Genomic DNA, 17,645 nt, shown 5'->3' on the forward strand with positions numbered 1-17,645 from the left:
TTGGAAGCGGGAAGATAGACGCTTAAACAGAATTAATAACAATGGACAAGAAACAATTTGACGACATCAGACCTTATAATGCTGAGGAAATACCTGCGGCTATGGTACGCATTGCCAATAGCTCTTCATTTCCGATTTTGGCATCTTATGTTTATCCCAACGAACCGATTGAAGAGGTGCGGCAGCGTATTGCTGACTATAAGACCGTAAAAGAGTTCCAGACTGAAACCATGCGCATGGTCAATCAGCGTGTGATAGAACATAGTATTTCAGAGTTTACTTGTTCCGGTTTGGATAAGTTGAGTCCCGATGAGCATTATCTCTTTGTATCCAATCATCGTGATATCATGTTGGATTCCAGTTTACTTCAGTATTTCTTAGTGACTAAAGATTTTGATACTACAGAAATAACGTTCGGTGCAAACTTGATGATGAATCAACTGGTAATTGATATTGGGAAAAGCAATAAGATGTTTAAGGTGGAACGTCCAAGCAATAACATGAAGGATTTCTATCGTAGTTCAAAGCATCTGTCAGAATATATCCGATATGTCATCACGGAGAAAGGACAGTCTGTTTGGATAGCTCAACGCAACGGACGGACAAAAGACGGAAATGATGCCACAGACCAAGGTATCATCAAAATGTTCTGTATGTCTTGTCCCGAAGATAAGATAAAAGCGATTGATCAGCTGCATATTGTGCCGGTGGCAGTTTCCTATGAGTGGGAACCTTGTGACATACTGAAGACACTCGAACTCTATGAGTCTCAATTCTCCAAATATACCAAAAAGCCGGGAGAAGACCTTAACAGTATTCTCACGGGAATAATACAGGATAAAGGCAGGGTGCATTTTGAACTATGTGACCCTATAGCCTATGTAGAATTGGCCAAGTTCGAAACCTTGACCAACAATGAATATCATAAGTCTGTGGCTAAGCTTTTAGACAGTAGGATTAACACGGCTTATCGGCTTTATCCAAACAACTATATTGCCTATGACCTGCGCTATGGGACAACCAAGTATCAGGAATGTTACACGCAGGAACAGAAAACCGCATTTATGAATCATCTCAGGCGTCTGGAGCAATATGACACTTGTGATATAGAAAAGCTGATGGATATATTCTTGGGAATCTATTCCAACCCGGTAAAAAATAAATAGGATGACAGAAACAATACAGAGGTTATATGATTATATGAAGGCGCATAGAATGCTCTGTGTGCTTTCTTTCGTGGTTGTGACTTTACTCTTGGTTATGTTGGTACTCCGTTTGAACTATAAGGAGGATATAGCCGACTTCCTGCCCGTTGACAGTGAACATCACAATGCATTGAAGGTTTATCAGGATATATCAGGAGCCAACAAGATATTCGCAGTTTTCCAATATCGTGACACAACTAAGGCCGACCCGGAGATGATCGTGGGGAGTATAGATGATTTCGTTGAAGACATACAGAGAAGCGATACGGCCCATATGATATCTAATATCGTGTCGCAGGTGGATTTAGAGAAACTGTCTGAGGTAACCGACTTCGTTTATAACAATATTCCTTACTTTCTTACAGAGAAAGATTATGCGCGGATGGACAGTGTGCTCAATGCGTCCGATTACATGTCAAGACAGTTGCAGCAGGATAAACAGATGCTTATGTTTCCTGCTGGAGGCATGCTTTCTGATAACATACAACGTGATCCTCTTAATCTTTTTACTCCTGTCGTACAGAAACTGCAGCATACAGATACGAGTCTTAAGTATGAGTTGTATGATGGTCATATCTTTTCTCCAGATATGCAGAAAGCCATTGTGATGATAAATTCTCCGTATGGAGCAAGTGAAACGGAAAATAATACGAAACTTATTTCTTTGCTGCAGGTATGTAGTAAGAAGGTGATTTCTCACCATAAAAATCTTGATATCCATATTATCGGCGGTCCTGTTATTGCTGTGGGCAATGCCTCTCAAATAAAGTCCGATAGCATTTTGTCAGTCACCATAGCCGTGATACTCATCATGGCGCTGCTTCTTTTCACGCTGCGCAATCTACGTAATATCTTCTTGATAGCCCTATCCATAGCGTGGGGCTGGCTCTTCGCTATGGGAGGATTGGCTTTACTTCACGACAGTGTTTCTATCATCGTTATTGGAATAAGTTCAGTTATCTTGGGTATCGCTGTTAATTATCCATTGCATTTCATCGCTCATCTCTCTCACACGCCTGATAAGAAAAGAGCTTTGCGCGAGATTGTGATACCTCTCCTTGTGGGCAATATCACGACCGTAGGTGCGTTCTTAGCATTGGTTCCGTTGCAGTCTGTAGCTTTGAAAGACTTAGGTTTGTTCAGTTCTTTCCTATTGATAGGGACGATAGTCTTTGTTTTGATTTATCTCCCGCATGTTTCTAAGGAAACCAAGGAAGTGAAACATACGTTTTTAGATAAGATAAGTGATGTTTCTTTAGAAAACAAACCGGTTGTTGTTACGATAGTCGTTGTTTTGACTTTGGTCTTTGGCTATTTCAGTTTTCAGACAAAGTTTGATGCCAACATGTCTAATATCAACTATATGACAGAGGAGCAGAAGGCTGATATGGCTTATTTCCAACGAACTATGGCCACTAATGGTGAGTACCAAAAGGTCTATGCAGTGACTTCCGACTCAACAATGAATGGCGCATTGGATAAGAATCTCCGCTTACAACCAGACCTTGACAAGTTGGTGAAATCGAAGATGATTCATGATTACAGTTCTTGCAGTCAGTTTGTAGTTTCTATAGCAGAACAAAAGCGTAGACTGGCGCTATGGCAGGACTTCTTGCATCGCCATAAAGAGAAACTTACGTCTTCGTTGCGTTCTTCAATGCAAGCGGAAGGTTTTGCTGCAGAGAGTTTTGAAGACTTTTACGCGTTGTTAGACAAGACTTATCAGTTACAGCCCATTTCTTATTTCTCTCCGCTGACGAAATCTCTCTTTGCCGGTAATCTCAGCACAGACAGTATCGGCAAACGGTATAGCGTTGTAAATGTGCTTTCTGTAAAAGACAATGATGTCAAGAGAGTGAAAGACGCTTTGTCTGATACCGATAGTTTCAGCTTTGATATTGTAAGCATGAACAGTGCCATAGCCAATCATTTGTCAAATGACTTCAACTATATAGGCCTGGCCTGCGGTTTCATTGTGTTCTTCTTCTTGTGGTTATCCTTTGGTAGTCTTGAGTTGGTGCTGCTGTCTTTTGTCCCGATGGCAGTGAGCTGGTTGTGGATATTGGGCATTATGTCTTTGTTTGGAATGCAGTTTAATATTGTCAATATCATTCTTGCCACGTTTATTTTTGGTCAAGGTGATGACTACACCATATTTATGACAGAAGGTTCGATGTATGAATATGCTTATCGACGCAAGATGCTTGCATCTTACAAGCATTCAATTATCATTTCTGCCTTAATCATGTTTATTGGTATTGGCACTCTGATTGTGGCTCGCCACCCGGCACTGCATTCTTTGGCTGAGGTGACAATAGCGGGAATGCTCTCGGTTGTTTTAATGGCTTATATTTTCCCTCCACTGATCTTTAAGTTCCTTGTGAAGTCATCAGGGAAATACAGACAACGTCCAATCTCCATTATCAACCTCGCTGTAATGGGACTCAGTGCATTGGTATTCTTTATCCAATTGTTTACAGTCTATCTGTTGGGAATTGTTCTTTTGGAACTTTTGCCCCATTCTGAGAGACGTCGTTTGTGGATCAGGCGTTATCAGCAGCGTTTGTTCTTGTTTGACTTAAAGCATATTCCGCGTGTGAAGTTTTCTGTGGAAGGCATTACGGATGAGACTTTCTCAACGTCTTCAATCATCATCAGTAATCATCAATCGATGCTCGATGCAGCCATATTCATGGCATTAAGTCCAAAGACAATTCTTGTTTCAAATGAGAAAGTAAGCTGTAATCCCATTATCAGGAAGATATTCAAATGGAATGGTTTTATAACGTTGTGCGATATGAACTCCATAGACGATAACCTCATCAAGAGCTATGTGGCTAATGGTTATAGTCTTGTTATCTTCCCCGAAGGCATACGCAATGCACATTCTTCGATTCGCCGTTTCCATAAAGGTGCGTTCTTATTGGCTGAACGATATCAGCTTGATATTCAGCCGTTCATCATTCATGGATTGAATATGGTACTTCCAAGGAATAGCATCCAGGTGTTCCCTGGTCTGATGACGGTAAGGGCTTATGGGCGGATGAAGCACAAAGGGAAAACACCTTATGCAGAACTTACGTCTCAGCTACATGACTTCTACAAGCAGGAGTATGCCCAGATTGTCCGTCAGACAGAGACGGCATCTTACTATTCGCCTCTTGTTTTGGATCGTTATCGCTATAAAGGTGAGGAGATTTTCCGCGCAGTGTGTAGGAAACTGAAGAACAATAATAATTATACACAATACGTTGACTCTATGGATGAACCTCCTGTTGTCCTTGTTAAGAACGGTGGATACGGTGAGTTTGCCTTGCTTTATGCATTGGTACATAAACAAACAAAGGTGCTGGTTTATGAAACGGATGAAAACAGAAAGGCTTTACTGACTTATTGCGCCAAGAATTTGGTCGATAATCTGGAGGTAATAGAATGTTTGGATGTTGAACAGGAAGGGCATAACGACCTAAAAGTCTTTTCTTTATAACTCCATTTTACATATGATTAAACGGAAATAAACATAGATATGAAAGAAGATATTCGCAGAAAGTTAGAAGAAATCTTGCCAATAGTTGATTTCGATTCAGAATTCCTTTTCCAGGAACTTGACTCGTTGGGAATAACGACAATCTTGATGGTTCTCTCTGAAATGTATGGTATAGAGTTGAGCCATTCAGATGTAACGCCAAGAAACTTTAAGACACTTGATAGTCTGGTTGAATTGGTGAAACGAAAGCTGAACAAAGATGATGATTGAAGATAAGCTGCGTGAGAACGCCGAACTTCATCCTGATAAGCTTGCGCTTCTGTGCAATGGCGAGTCTTACACCTATGGCCACTTGTATCAATTGGTTTTGGATAAGGCAGCTTCAATGGAGGGAATGAGGGGGCAACTCATTCCGATGATCGCCACTTCAACGGCTGATTTTCTCATCTCTTACTTTGCAATCCATCTTTCGGGAGCTGTTGCCGTTCCTTTACATAAGGATATTCCTGCGCAGAAGTATAATGAATATTCCCGCTTGTTGTCACAGCAGACGGCTCCACATGAGGTAGCAGATATTCTTTATACCACGGGAACTACTGGCAATGCAAAGGCAGTGATGATCAGTCATCAAGCGATTTGGGCGAATGCAGAGAACCTTGTGCATGCTCAAGGGTTTAGTTCTGATCTGACGTTTATCATCAATGGGCCGCTAAATCATATAGGTAGCCTGTCGAAGGTTTATCCAACGATTTACGTGGGGGGCACCATTTGCATTATTGAAGGAATGAAAGATATCCATAAATTCTTTAATGCTATTGAGGATGCACCCACAAAAGTGGCGACATTCTTGGTTCCATCGGCAATCCGAATGCTTATAACATTGTGGAAGAAAGAACTGAAAGCCTGTGCGGATAAAATTGATTTTATAGAAACAGGGGCTGCACCAATGGCTGCTTCAGATATGAAGTTGTTCTGTGAACTGCTGCCTCATAGCTGCCTCTATAATACTTATGCTTCCACCGAAACGGGCATTATCTCTACATACGACTATAATGATGACGAGTGTCTTGCCGGCTGTTTAGGACTTCCGATGAAGCATTCTTCGTTTTTTATCACCGAAGACGGGCATGTTGCCTGCAAGGGAAAGACGCTCATGTCGGGCTATTGGAATGATGATGAGGCAACGACTATGGTGCTGCGTGACGGAGTTATCAAGACTGCCGACTTGGGATATGTTGATGAAAAAGGTCGCCTGCGATTGCAGGGTAGGGGTGATGATACGATAAATATTGGTGGATACAAGGTCGCTCCTACTGAAGTTGAAGATGCTGTGCTGGCTTTTCCTGCAGTGAAAGATTGTGTTTGCGTTTGTGCTGCGCATCCTGTCATAGGCAATGTCTTAAAGCTTTTCGTTGTTCCTCGTCATGATTATGATAGAAAAGAACTCATCGCTTTTCTCAAAACAAGACTCGAAACCTATAAAATTCCGGTTCTTTATGAGGAAACTGACAGCATTCATCGAACCTTCAATGGTAAGATTGATAGAAAGACTTACCAAGGGAAACAGCAGGAAAATATATCTATTCAAGTGTTGAAAAAGAAGAAATAAAAAGGAATTGAAAAAGAGAAAGGGGAGAGAAGTATTATACATTTCTAAAGATAGTCTTTTAGATTGCAATATATTGATTGTCAGTATATTATGATATTTGATACAAAAAGGGGAGTAAGTCCACATGAGAATGCGGTGTAATCTCTATTGAATCACCATGCAATCTGTGTCAAGTTATCACGTGTTTTGACTCAAACGGCGGTGTGTTTTGCATCAAATTACAACGCATTCTGAATTGAATTGCGTGATGAAGTTGTTGGAGTTGAAGAATACACCTTATATTTTCACTTCTTTTTCTATTTGGTAGTTTAGTCTACAAGATATCAAAAACAATAATATTTACAGCAAATCAGTATCCTTCTAATGTTGAAGCAGTATATAAAGATAGAGAGAAAAGACCCGGCCAAGCGTATAGCATTGTGTTTTCTTTGGGTTGAATGACTTATCAACAAGATTGCATAAGCGACATAAACTCCAAAGGAAACAATGTAAAACGTTGGGAGAAATGTTTGATAATGCCATTCAACCGCATATATTTCGATATGGGCAATATTGGCATTGCTTTGTTTTCTCAGTGGGATTGAACGAAATATCGGGGTTGAAAATATCTTCAATCAACACTTTGAGTTGGTCCATAAATTCGCTTTGATAATTGGCTACATCTGTAATCGGCTGCTTGTCGAGCTGTAATGTTGGGTCGTAATCCTTTCCTGTGGCATGCTGGATGAACAGCAATGCTGGGCTTACGGGGTGGTTTGCTGCATTGAGTGGATGTTCGTTGCGCAATATAAGCGAATAGAGAATAGCCTGAAGATAGTAATCAGTGTGGTTGTCTATCTTTTCAGGATTAAATATGTCATCTATATTCTTGACGTTCATACTATTGTTGCTCCCAGTCTTGTAGTCTACAACGCGTATGAATGCGCCATGGTTATCTTGGATTTCGTCAATACGGTCGATGTTTCCAAAGAGATAAATCTGCTTGGGACCCTGTGGCGTGTCTATTTCGAAAGCCTTTTCGACCGACTCTTCCAAGCCGAGAATGGAGAATGGAGTAAGCTTTCGGTCAATCTGCAATAGTCTTTTCAAATAGTCGATAATAACCTGTCGATTGATGAGTTGCAGACCATTATATTTAATGTCTCGCGTTTCGTTTACTTCAAAAAGCTTTTCTCTGAAGGCTCTTTCTACGAGTCGTGTCAATAGCGATTTGTCTTTCAGCGCATCTTCTATGTCACTTTCATGAATGATACCTCCGTGGTTTTTATCCTGATAGAACAACTCTGCTGCACGGTGGAAGATGTTGCCGAAGATGCGGTTGTCGATTTCATCTTCTTCGTTGTCAGGTTCTTTGATGCCGGCAACATAGCGGTAGTAGAACCTCATCTGACAGCGTAGGTAAGTGGTCAAGGCAGTGGGAGATATGCGTTCAATGCTGTTGATTACCTCCATGACTTTTGGATTCTTGACGATTGCTTTCTTGATATTTTGCATCGGAACCTGTTGTGCATTGAGGTTTCTGAATTGTATTTTCTGCTGACTTTCCACCATCATTTGGAGCATGAAACGACTCATTTCGCCAGTGGCAGTCTTACTGGTAGCCTTGTTGTAGGCGAGGGTTACGTCTTGAGCACGTTGTAAAAGACTGTGGAAATAATAGGCATAAATAGCCACTTTATTGTCGATTGTTGTTAGTTCAAAGGCCTTTCTAATGGCGTAGGGAATGAAAGAGGTGTCATTGACGCCCTTCGGCATATTGCCTTCATTACATGAGAGAATGAGAATGTGGTCGAAATCGAGGTTGCGAGTTTCCAACACTCCCATGATTTGAAGGCCTATTACAGGCTCTCCATGGAAAGGAACCGAGGTAGAAGAGATGAGTTGATTAATGAGTCTGTTGTATATGTTGAAATCAGCTTCAAGGTCTCCTGCTGTAATCAGTGCCTCCAAACGATTGAAGAGTGTGTACATTCTGAAGATAGACTCCTGTACAAGTGGGTCTTCTTCGCCCTCTGCAGTATAGTTATGCCCCACTTCTTGCAGGATATCAACAATCCATGTGTTGATAGAGACCACGTCAGTATGGACTTTTCCAAATACGGTTTTCTCATTTTCAATGTATTTCATGTAGGGATGTCGCATGAGCATTGTACGCCATTTTTTGCTGAAAGAATGCCTGTTGGCGCTATAGCCAATGGTATGCAGATTGATGAGTAGCCGCACGAAAGAAGCTATTGGCGCATGTTGGAGTGGATACCCCGTCGTGATATTGACATGTTTCAGTTCAGGAGGAAGACAATGAATGACTGTTGGCAGCAGGTTTTCATCGGCCAGTACAATGGCCGTGTGGCGTCCGTCATCAATGCGTCCGTTCTGTTTGAGCCATGTACTGATATAGCGTACCTGTATGTTTTCGGTCGTAGCACTGAGATAGGTAATGTTCTTGGGCTGTTCGAAGTTAGCGTAAATCTGCTTGTTGGTAATGTCAAGTTCGTTAGGAAAATACTTCAAATATTGACGAATATATGTGCCTGCCTCGTGCTTGATTCCATGCTGATTCTTCATGTAGTAATCATCAAAATCCCAGTAGAAGTGCGCTTTTCCTAATTTCTGTAAACGCTCGCAGAGTTTCTGTTCGACAATCTGCATCATGTTGAAGCCAACAAAAATGTAGTTGTCGTTCTGGAAATCGATTTCTGTTTTCTCTACAACCTCTCTGTAAAGTGCACCCTCATAGGCTAATCCCTGCTGTGCAAGGCATTCCTTGAAGCGTGTATAGATTTCTTCAAAGTTGCTCCAAAGGTTGACGAACCGCTCTTTGAGTTTCGATGCAATGTCATCAGAGAAATTGCCAAAAAACTTCTTCAACAGTTCCTTTTGCTCTTCGGTAAGATAAGATGCGTCGTCAAGTTCGTGTATGTTCTTTAGGTTGGTGAATATCTGATGCGCATCTCCCATATTCTTGTCTATATCGTCAAAGTCGGTCAATAACACCTGTCCCCAGCCGTAGAAGCGGTCAAGCGTCTCACAACTTCCTGTGCATGCATTGAAAACCTTATGCAGGTCGCATATCAGTTTTATCTGATCGCCAACAGTTTTGTCTGAATGTTCACGGAAAAGTTCACTGATAGTGATGTAATTTGGGCTCCAGATTGGTTGATTAGCCATGCGTGCTAATTCTTCATTCAGAAACAAAGAGGCACGCTTGTTAGGGAAAACGATTGTGATGCGCGACAGATTAGTCCCGTTTTTGCGGAGAATATCCTCTGCAACATATTGTAAAAAGCTCTTCATCATAGTTTGATAATTTTGTTAGAGAACAGATACCATAGATATCCCGTAATGTTCTGATGCCCCATTTCATACAGCAAGTCCATGTATTCTTTTACTTGTGCCTTGTGTTCTTCTTTGGGACTACCGAATTTATAGTCTACAACAATCATCTCTTTTCCGTCGGTCATGACGCGGTCAGGACGTCGTTCTTCGACTTTATCTGTCAGGGGATTGACTTTCAAAATACTGCATTCGTTGAAAAGACTCCACCGTTCGGAGAACCATGAAGACACTCTGGGATCGTTCAGACGCTCTGCAATTGTCTTGCGAAGTTTGTCTTGTGTGATTACCTTATTATATAGGATGCCTTCTTCTTCAAGATTTCTCAGGGCTGTTCCAATGTCTTTTTTAGTCTTAATAGTAGAGAATATGGCGTGCATGATGCTGCCTAACTGAATATAACTCTTCTTTTTCAGCGTTTCTTCATCCTCTTCTATTCCGGCATTTACAAAGTCTTTACTCTTGTTGCTCTGCTTGAATTCTACCTTGCGTTCATAATTTTCTACGGTGATTTCAATGTTTTCAGCAGACTGATTAAATATGTTTTCTGATTGCTTTTTGGCTTTATTGGGAGCAATAGAAAGGCCATCTCCAAATGCAAAGTAGATAGTTTCCTCTTTATTTCCTGTATCTTCATAGTTGGCATTCAAGTCTGTTGCGACAGCTTGTAGGCAGTTCTCAATAATCCAAGAGCGTCCACTACCTTTGTCGCCTCTTTTCCCATAAATGTATAAACCACGGCTGGCGCGTGTGAATGCAACGTAGAGGAGGTTGAGATTATCAACTATATTTTGGAAATGTTCATCGGCATAATCATTCTCATAGATAGAGTTTTTCATCTGCTTTTTGTTGAAATCTATAGGAACAATCGGCAGAGCAGAGAACGGTTCTTCTTGTGGCTTACACCATATCGTATTGCTTTTTTCAAGTTTCCAATCACAGAAAGGAACGATGACATGGTCGAATTCCAGTCCTTTACTCTTGTGGATAGTCACAAGTGATACGCCTTCATTACTGCTGCTTTGTATGGAACTGCTATGAATATTATCAGTCCATTGCTCTAAAAAGCTGTGTAAATCAGGGACATCATCTTGCATAAACTCATTGAGTTTGTCGTAGAAAGTGCATATATAAGCTGTTTGTCCGGTGAGAGTTTGTAGGTCGAAGATATGATAAAGCGCTTCTGCCATATCTATTAAAGATAGCCCCAACAGATATTCTCTTTGGTTAAGGAATTGCTTAGGAAGATAGTCTTCCAAGGAATTGTTCTTTAATAGTATGTCACTGTCTAACAGGTTGTTGTCTTTAATAGACTTCATGTAAAGCTTAGTAAGGGTGGCTTTGGCGATATCGTCTTCGGGATTGTTGAGCACCATCATGCCACTGATGATAATATTCACAGCCTGTGATGCATCAAGATGGAAGGCTTCTTCCGATACAAGATGAACATCGGGCATGTTTTGCATGAAATAATCTCCAATCTCTTGTATGGTTGCGTTGTATCTTACCAGGATAGCAATATCGTTTTCTTTAACTCCTGCGTCAATGAGGGCCTGCACTTTATCAGCTACAAGCTTAAATGTCTGCTCTTCGTATGCATCGTCATTAGGGAGCAATGTTACTTCTACCGTTCCGCAATCTTCCTTTTCTGCAGGAATGTCCTGTATGACATCTTCGTATGCTTTTTGCAGTTGTTCAGCGTTGTTTTCAGCCTCTTCCTTTAATTGGAGATATTCCTGACGAGCAGCTTTCTCGAAAAAAGCATTGTTGAATGTGATGATATTCTTTTCAGAACGGCGATTGATTTTTAGGGGTTTGATATTAGTCTCTTGTGCTCCAAACTCATTTTCTATGTCATTTAGCAGTCGCCAATCGCCTGAACGCCAACGATAAATGCTCTGTTTCACGTCGCCAACAATGAGATTATTACTGTCGTGACTCATGGTTTCAAGTAGCAATACCTTGAAATTTTCCCATTGAACAGTGCTTGTATCCTGGAATTCATCAATCATGATATTGCGTAATTGAGTTCCAATCTTTTCGAAAATAAAAGGAGAATCATTCTCTCCAATCATCGAACGCAGTAAAGTCTGGGTATCACTCAGCATAAACCGGTTCAGTTCTCGGTTCAGTTCTTCCACCTTATCCCCAATACTGTCGAGCAATCTCAACTGGTTAAGATGCCTCAAAGTAAGGTCGGCACTCTTGTACAGACGGCATTGTTGTCTTCGAATTCTTTCTGATTGAACCAACATTGGCATCAGTTGGTCGCATACAAGGTCGTAGATAGGTTCGCCTGCATGGGCTTTTTTCTTGATAATCCATTTTGCAGGATCGGTCGATGCATCATCAGCTGTCTTGTTATAGACCTTTTCGTCGTCTGTATAATTGCCTGATTGGAGTTTCAGGAAATAACCACATACTCCGCGGACTCCATTGGAGAAGTCGCTGACGGAATACCCTTTGGCATCAAGAAGCTCAAAAAAATCATCTCCACATTTCTTGATCTGTTCATCAGCATGTTTGCGGATAGCCCGTAACTGCCCAGTATAATGTTTGAAAAAATCCTTTTCTTCAAAGATCTCCTTAATCCTTTGGCGGTTTTTTTTGTAGTAATCTTTAAAGATGTTCATGCCGAAATGCTTAATTTGGGCAATGACATTCCATGATTTGTCATCGTCCATATTCTCATGGATATAGTCTAAAATCCAGGAGAGTAGGAGGGAGGAATCGTTCAAATCCTCAATAAGTTGGTCCACAGCTTGTTGTTCAACTTGCTGGTCGTTTAGTTCAATACGCAAGTTGGCTGTTAGTTCAAGTTCTCGCGCAAGGTTTCTCAATACCGTTTGGAAAAAGGCATCAATGGTTTCAACTCGGAAGTAACTGTAATTATGAATAAGTTCACTCAGTGCATAGCTTGCATTGTTGATGATAGTTGTTTCATCTAAAGAAGTTTGCTGTTTGACGCTTTCCAAATACGGTTTGCTCTCTTTCAGTCCTCTTGAGATACCATAAAGCTGGCTCAGAATTCGCATTTTCATTTCTTCTGTGGCCTTGTTAGTGAAGGTTACAGCTAAGGTGTGCCGATAGGCATGAGGGTTTTCAACCAACAGTTTGATATATTGCACGGCAAGGGTAAAGGTCTTTCCCGAGCCGGCGCTTGCTCTGTATACAGTTAAATTGTTCATTACCAATGTCTAAAAAGTTCAAAACCAAATTTACATCCGAATTCTTTTATCTTTCCACTATCGTTACTAAGGAACAAGCCCATAGAGAAAAGGTGGGTTGTAAAGCCATAGCCTAATTCAAGATAAGGGCGGCAGTCTTTAGAAGAAAGGATGCTTGCATAGAGTCGTTCCATTTCAATGAAATGACCAACCCATGGTAAATGTGATGTGGCCAATAAGGGACTCTCATAAGTTATGTTACCTCGGGCATACCAACGTGATGCATTATATTTGTTAGAATTCAGCAGTTCAAACTCTCCACTCCAATCATCATTCCAGCCTCCCGGTACATGATTCTCTCGGAAATTCGTGTAATCAAGGAAGAATGTATGCCCATCCTGCAGTGTATAGCCACCGGTACCAATACGCATCTGTAGGCTTTTGAGTTGTCTCAGCTTGAGTTTCCACTGTGCATCAAGCTCCCAACGTTCGTAGTCAATATTTCCCTTAAGCAGATGTTTGATGCCTCTTTCATAGTCAAGTGCTATATATGGCCCTTGCCAACCTAATGGACGCCATTGCAATTCAACGAGCGGAGCAACGGAAGTGTACTGTGACGGAAGGTTAGCTTTTCTGTACACGGCTTTTTCTACAGCTGTTCTTCGGTGGAAAATCACACCGGCCTGAAAGCCCCAATGTGCGTTGAAGTCATAGTTGTTTAATAACTTGGCATAGCTATCCCTGAAAAAATGAGCTCTCGGGTACTTCTTGATGATAGAATCTCCGATTTGTTTTCGAGCATAGTCTACAGCTATTCCATTTGCAATCCAATTGCCATTACCTACTTCCAACTCAATATATCCGTTATGATTTTTGTTATACCAGAACATCGTTGGCAGGGTAAAATAGAGTTGTTTCTGCTTGAACGAATAGCCAGACTTAATACGTGTGGTCAACATTATATTCGGAGTAAACATGTAGTTGAACCGAACATCAAACTTATAGGTAAATCCTCGCTTGTTGTCATAGCCCATATAAAGTGGGTTCAGAATGGGATTGATGCGCAGATAGCCCTCATTTTTCTTGCCGATATTACTTTTAATTCTGTTGACAAGATTATTCCCGATGATATCCCAGAAGATTGTTTTCCAGGCATTCCTTTTCTTTTCAGGTTCGTTTTTGCTTATGGAAACTCTTTCTTCACGGGCCTTTTGTTCATCTTGATACAGTTGTTCTTCCTGTACGGTCAAAGGAATTGGGCGAACAAGAGATATACTGTTACTGCTGTCTCTGACTACACTGTCAGGTAATACGGCTTTTAATCCATAGAGAGTACGATACTTTCCCTCGGTGACATTCCCCAGAAATTTGAATTTACAGTAAAGTCTTGCGTCGGTTGGTAATAGAGATTTAGTTCCGGATTGTCCCAAAGAGAGACCTAAAGAGAAGTCGACCATGTCATATTCTCCATCTAATTTCAGGCTGATGATACGTCCGTCACTATAATTGACTAACGCTTGTCCACGCACCAATTGCGTGTTGTCGGCCCGCGGACGAAACTTAATGCGCGCAGTTCCGTTCAATAAAAACGTGACTTGATAATGGTAATAAGGTCGATTTTTCAGATGAAATGGGGAGAGGATATCGTTCTGAAAAATGGTGGGTTGGTACACATGGGGTGTCAGATACCTTAATACGGTCGTGAGACTACTGCGGTTTGAGGGTATTGTTGATAAATGAGTGAGGCGTTGTATGTCATAGTTATCTCTTCCTTGTGTTTCTATTCGCTCGTAGTTTTCACCTAAATAGTGTCGTTTCCTGCCGTGTGCAACCGCCCACATCGTGGGTACTGCCAATAAGGTAATATTACGTTTACGAATGAAAAGAGAATATTTGGTATATGCATAAGTCGTATCCGGCTTCACTTCTTCGCCCTCAACAGACTGTGCATAAGCGAAAACACGCTCCAATAAAGCTTGATCTGGTCGAAGCTTGTCTGCCGCATCTGCATGAAAAGAGCAATGCAACAACAGAATAGTCATTGCAAGACACATGGGAGAGATATATGATAAACGTGCTTTCATCACATTTTATGAGTCACAAAAATATAAAAAAGGCATCAATTCTCCAAATTAATCTATCTTTTTAAGGATTTGGAATTATATTCTTTCTTTTTTTAGTATTTTTGCCAAAGTAAAATAAATTAAAGATGAATCGCAAGTTATTTATACTGTTCCTTTTGTTATTTTTAGCAGGTATTCATGAGTCTCTGGCGCAGAAAAAGTGTGAGTTTCGTGGCGCATGGATACAGTGTGTGAATGGTCAATTCCTCGGGTTAGGGAAAGACCGCATGCAACAGATGCTTACAAGTCAACTCAACGAAATGCAGAAAGATGGTGTCAATGCCGTTATTTTCCAGGTAAGGCCCGAGTGTGACGCTTTATATGCCAGTGCTTATGAGCCTTGGAGCCGATTTCTGACCGGTCAGCAAGGCGTGGCTCCTCAGCCTTATTGGGACCCATTGGCATGGATGATAGACGAGTGTCACAAGCGGGGAATGGAACTTCACGCTTGGATTAACCCATTCAGAGCAAAGACAAAGACTACCAACGACTTATCTTTTAATCATATAGCTATAAGGAAACCAGGCTCAGTATTTGCATATGATGGCCAGTTAATCCTTAATCCGGGCCAGCCGGAGAACCGCGAATACATCTGTAAGATAGCAAGTGACATTGTGCGTCGGTATGATGTAGACGGTTTCCACATAGATGATTATTTCTATCCTTACCCTGCTGCCGGCCAGACAATTGCCGATGACCGTGAGTACTCACTTTATAACAATGGCATTAAAGACCGTGGAGACTGGCGGAGATACAATGTAAATCTTTTCATGAAGCAGCTTTCTGACAGTATTCATGCCGTTAAACCTTGGGTGAAGTTTGGCGTGTCACCGTTCGGTATCTATCGTAACAGAAGTAATTCTCCGGCAGGAAGCAATACAAAGGGGTTGCAGAATTATGATGATCTCTATGCCGATGTACTGCTGTGGGTCAATAACGGTTGGGTAGACTATTGCGTTCCGCAGCTCTATTGGCAGATAGGTCACCCCACAGCTGACTATGATGAACTTATCCGTTGGTGGAACAGACATGCTGGCAACCGTCCTCTTTACATAGGTGAAGACGTGGAACGCACCGTGAAATTTGCCGACCCACAGAACCCCAATAGTCATCAGTTGGCAGCTAAGCGCCGTCTTCACAACGAACTTAATCATGTCAATGGCACTGTTCTGTGGTATGCGAAGTCGTTTTGTGATAATATCGGCAACTATGCTGCAGCCATGCGTGACGGTTATTGGAAATATCCGGCCTTGCAACCCAAGATGTCTTTCATTGACGATAAAGCGCCCAAGAAGCCTAAGCACGTGAAACCCGTATGGACGAGTGACGGCTATCTGCTTTTCTGGACAGCTCCTCGTGCACGCAAATGGAATGATGAAGCGGTGAAATATGTAGTCTATTGTTTTGAAAAAGGAGAACACATCAACATTGAAAATCCATCGAAGATAGTTGCTGTTACTGCTAAAAACTATTATAAGTTGCCTTATGAGGACGGACGCACAAAGTATGTCTATGCTGTTACCTCGCTCGACCGCATGAGCAACGAGAGTAAAATCGCCAAGAAGAAAGTAAAATTATGAAGCCTCATAACCGTTATAACAAGCCGGGAGATTACGACCATTTCGTGGTCGATCGGGCGGGAACACTCTTGGAATGGTTGCTTGAAAACGTAAAAGGACTAAGCAGGTCGAAGATTAAACAGACGCTCCAAGGACGTGGAATAAGGGTAGGCAGTAAGGTTGTCACGCAATTTGACTACCCCGTTTCAGTCGGAACGAAAATCGCACTCAGTAAGACAAAGCGTAATAATGACATCTTCAAGAGTCGCTATGTGAAGATAGTCTATGAGGACAGGCACTTGGTGGTCGTTGAAAAGAATATTGGAATATTGTCTATGGCAGCCGGACATTCATCGCTGAATGTAAAGGCTGTGTTGGATGATTACTTCAAGAAGTCACGTCAGAAGTGCATGGCTCACGTGGTACATCGACTTGACCGGGAAACGAGTGGACTGATGCTCTATGCCAAGGACAAGGAGACTGAATTGCTGTTGGAGCGTGATTGGCATCACATTGTATTCGACCGTCGCTATGTTGCGGTTGTTTCGGGCGAGATGGAACAAAGAGAAGGTACGATAGCCAATTGGCTGAAGGACAACAAAGCCTATATCACTTATTCCTCTCCTGTGGACAATGGCGGCAAATATGCCGTGACCCATTTCCATGTTCTCAACCGAAACGACAATTATTCCTTAGTAGAATATAAGTTGGAAACAGGCCGTAAGAACCAAATCCGTGTGCATTCGGCCGATATGGGGCACCCTGTTTGTGGGGACACCAAGTATGGAAACGGCGATGATCCGATAGGACGTCTCTGTCTGCATGCTTATGTGCTGTGTTTCTATCATCCCATAACACATGTTCCCATGACGTTCGAAACTCCAATTCCTGCATCTTTCCATAAAATCATTAAATAAAAATCATGAATAATTTCTTATTTTATGTCCTCATATTGTTGGCCGTTGTTACAGGTGTTATCATTGTGAAGAAAGTGACCAGTTGTCTTTTCAAGCTTCTTGTTGCCGTGGTAGTCATAGCGCTTGTAGCATGGCTCTATTCCATGGGAAGGTAGCAGATGCGGTTTGAAAGCATCGCTTTCTGCACTTCTCTTTTGTAAAGATTACGGCTTGTTTTTAACACTTGGTAGTTTCAACTACCAAAT

Annotated in this window: 10 protein-coding genes; 7 read left to right on the forward strand and 3 right to left on the reverse strand. The window is 41.6% G+C overall.

What is annotated here, in order from left to right; all coding sequences use genetic code 11:
• Positions 1 to 41: 41 nt before the first annotated feature.
• From HMPREF2983_RS08455 to HMPREF2983_RS08470, 4 genes are read left to right on the forward strand one after another with little or no spacing between them, the layout of a single operon-like run.
• On the forward strand, positions 42 to 1,166 hold the full coding sequence (locus HMPREF2983_RS08455) for a 1-acyl-sn-glycerol-3-phosphate acyltransferase (protein ID WP_070667718.1): 1,125 nt from the start codon (positions 42 to 44) through the stop codon (positions 1,164 to 1,166).
• Between the two features lies 1 nt (position 1,167).
• A complete protein-coding gene (locus tag HMPREF2983_RS08460; RefSeq protein WP_070667719.1) occupies positions 1,168 to 4,692 on the forward strand; it encodes an MMPL family transporter in 3,525 nt (1,174 codons plus the stop codon).
• A 39-nt stretch (positions 4,693 to 4,731) separates the two neighbouring features.
• A complete protein-coding gene (locus tag HMPREF2983_RS08465; RefSeq protein ID WP_018920742.1) occupies positions 4,732 to 4,962 on the forward strand; it encodes a phosphopantetheine-binding protein in 231 nt (76 codons plus the stop codon).
• A complete protein-coding gene (locus HMPREF2983_RS08470) occupies positions 4,952 to 6,301 on the forward strand; it encodes a class I adenylate-forming enzyme family protein (protein ID WP_070667720.1) in 1,350 nt (449 codons plus the stop codon). Before HMPREF2983_RS08465 ends, HMPREF2983_RS08470 begins: the two co-directional genes overlap by 11 nt.
• A 522-nt stretch (positions 6,302 to 6,823) precedes the next feature.
• Here HMPREF2983_RS08470 and HMPREF2983_RS08475 read toward each other — a convergent pair.
• From HMPREF2983_RS08475 to HMPREF2983_RS08485, 3 genes are read right to left on the reverse strand one after another with little or no spacing between them, the layout of a single operon-like run.
• Complete coding sequence (locus HMPREF2983_RS08475) at positions 6,824 to 9,595, reverse strand: PD-(D/E)XK nuclease family protein (protein ID WP_070667734.1); 2,772 nt, start codon at positions 9,593 to 9,595, stop codon at positions 6,824 to 6,826.
• Positions 9,595 to 12,822: a UvrD-helicase domain-containing protein gene (locus HMPREF2983_RS08480; RefSeq protein WP_070667721.1), complete on the reverse strand. Its 3,228-nt coding sequence runs from the start codon at positions 12,820 to 12,822 to the stop codon at positions 9,595 to 9,597. The genes HMPREF2983_RS08475 and HMPREF2983_RS08480 overlap by 1 nt, the downstream gene beginning before the upstream one ends.
• The gene (locus tag HMPREF2983_RS08485; RefSeq protein WP_070667722.1) at positions 12,822 to 14,885 is read right to left on the reverse strand and encodes a DUF5686 family protein; all 2,064 of its coding nucleotides are present in this window, start codon (positions 14,883 to 14,885) and stop codon (positions 12,822 to 12,824) included. Before HMPREF2983_RS08485 ends, HMPREF2983_RS08480 begins: the two co-directional genes overlap by 1 nt.
• 125 nt (positions 14,886 to 15,010) lie before the next feature.
• Between HMPREF2983_RS08485 and HMPREF2983_RS08490 the strand changes: the two genes are divergently transcribed.
• The 3 genes from HMPREF2983_RS08490 to HMPREF2983_RS14020 are packed head-to-tail and all read left to right on the forward strand — an operon-like array spanning position 15,011 to position 17,555.
• Entirely contained in the window at positions 15,011 to 16,504 is a 1,494-nt protein-coding gene (locus HMPREF2983_RS08490) for a glycoside hydrolase family 10-like protein (RefSeq protein WP_070667723.1), read from the forward strand.
• Positions 16,501 to 17,400, forward strand: coding sequence for an RluA family pseudouridine synthase (locus HMPREF2983_RS08495; RefSeq protein ID WP_070667724.1), 900 nt, complete (start codon positions 16,501 to 16,503; stop codon positions 17,398 to 17,400). Before HMPREF2983_RS08490 ends, HMPREF2983_RS08495 begins: the two co-directional genes overlap by 4 nt.
• Positions 17,401 to 17,405: 5 nt before the next feature.
• Positions 17,406 to 17,555: a hypothetical protein gene (locus HMPREF2983_RS14020; protein ID WP_004371006.1), complete on the forward strand. Its 150-nt coding sequence runs from the start codon at positions 17,406 to 17,408 to the stop codon at positions 17,553 to 17,555.
• Positions 17,556 to 17,645: the final 90 nt, after the last annotated feature.

This window comes from Prevotella sp. HMSC077E09, from assembly GCF_001814685.1.
GTDB classification, from domain to species: Bacteria; Bacteroidota; Bacteroidia; order Bacteroidales; family Bacteroidaceae; genus Prevotella; species Prevotella oris.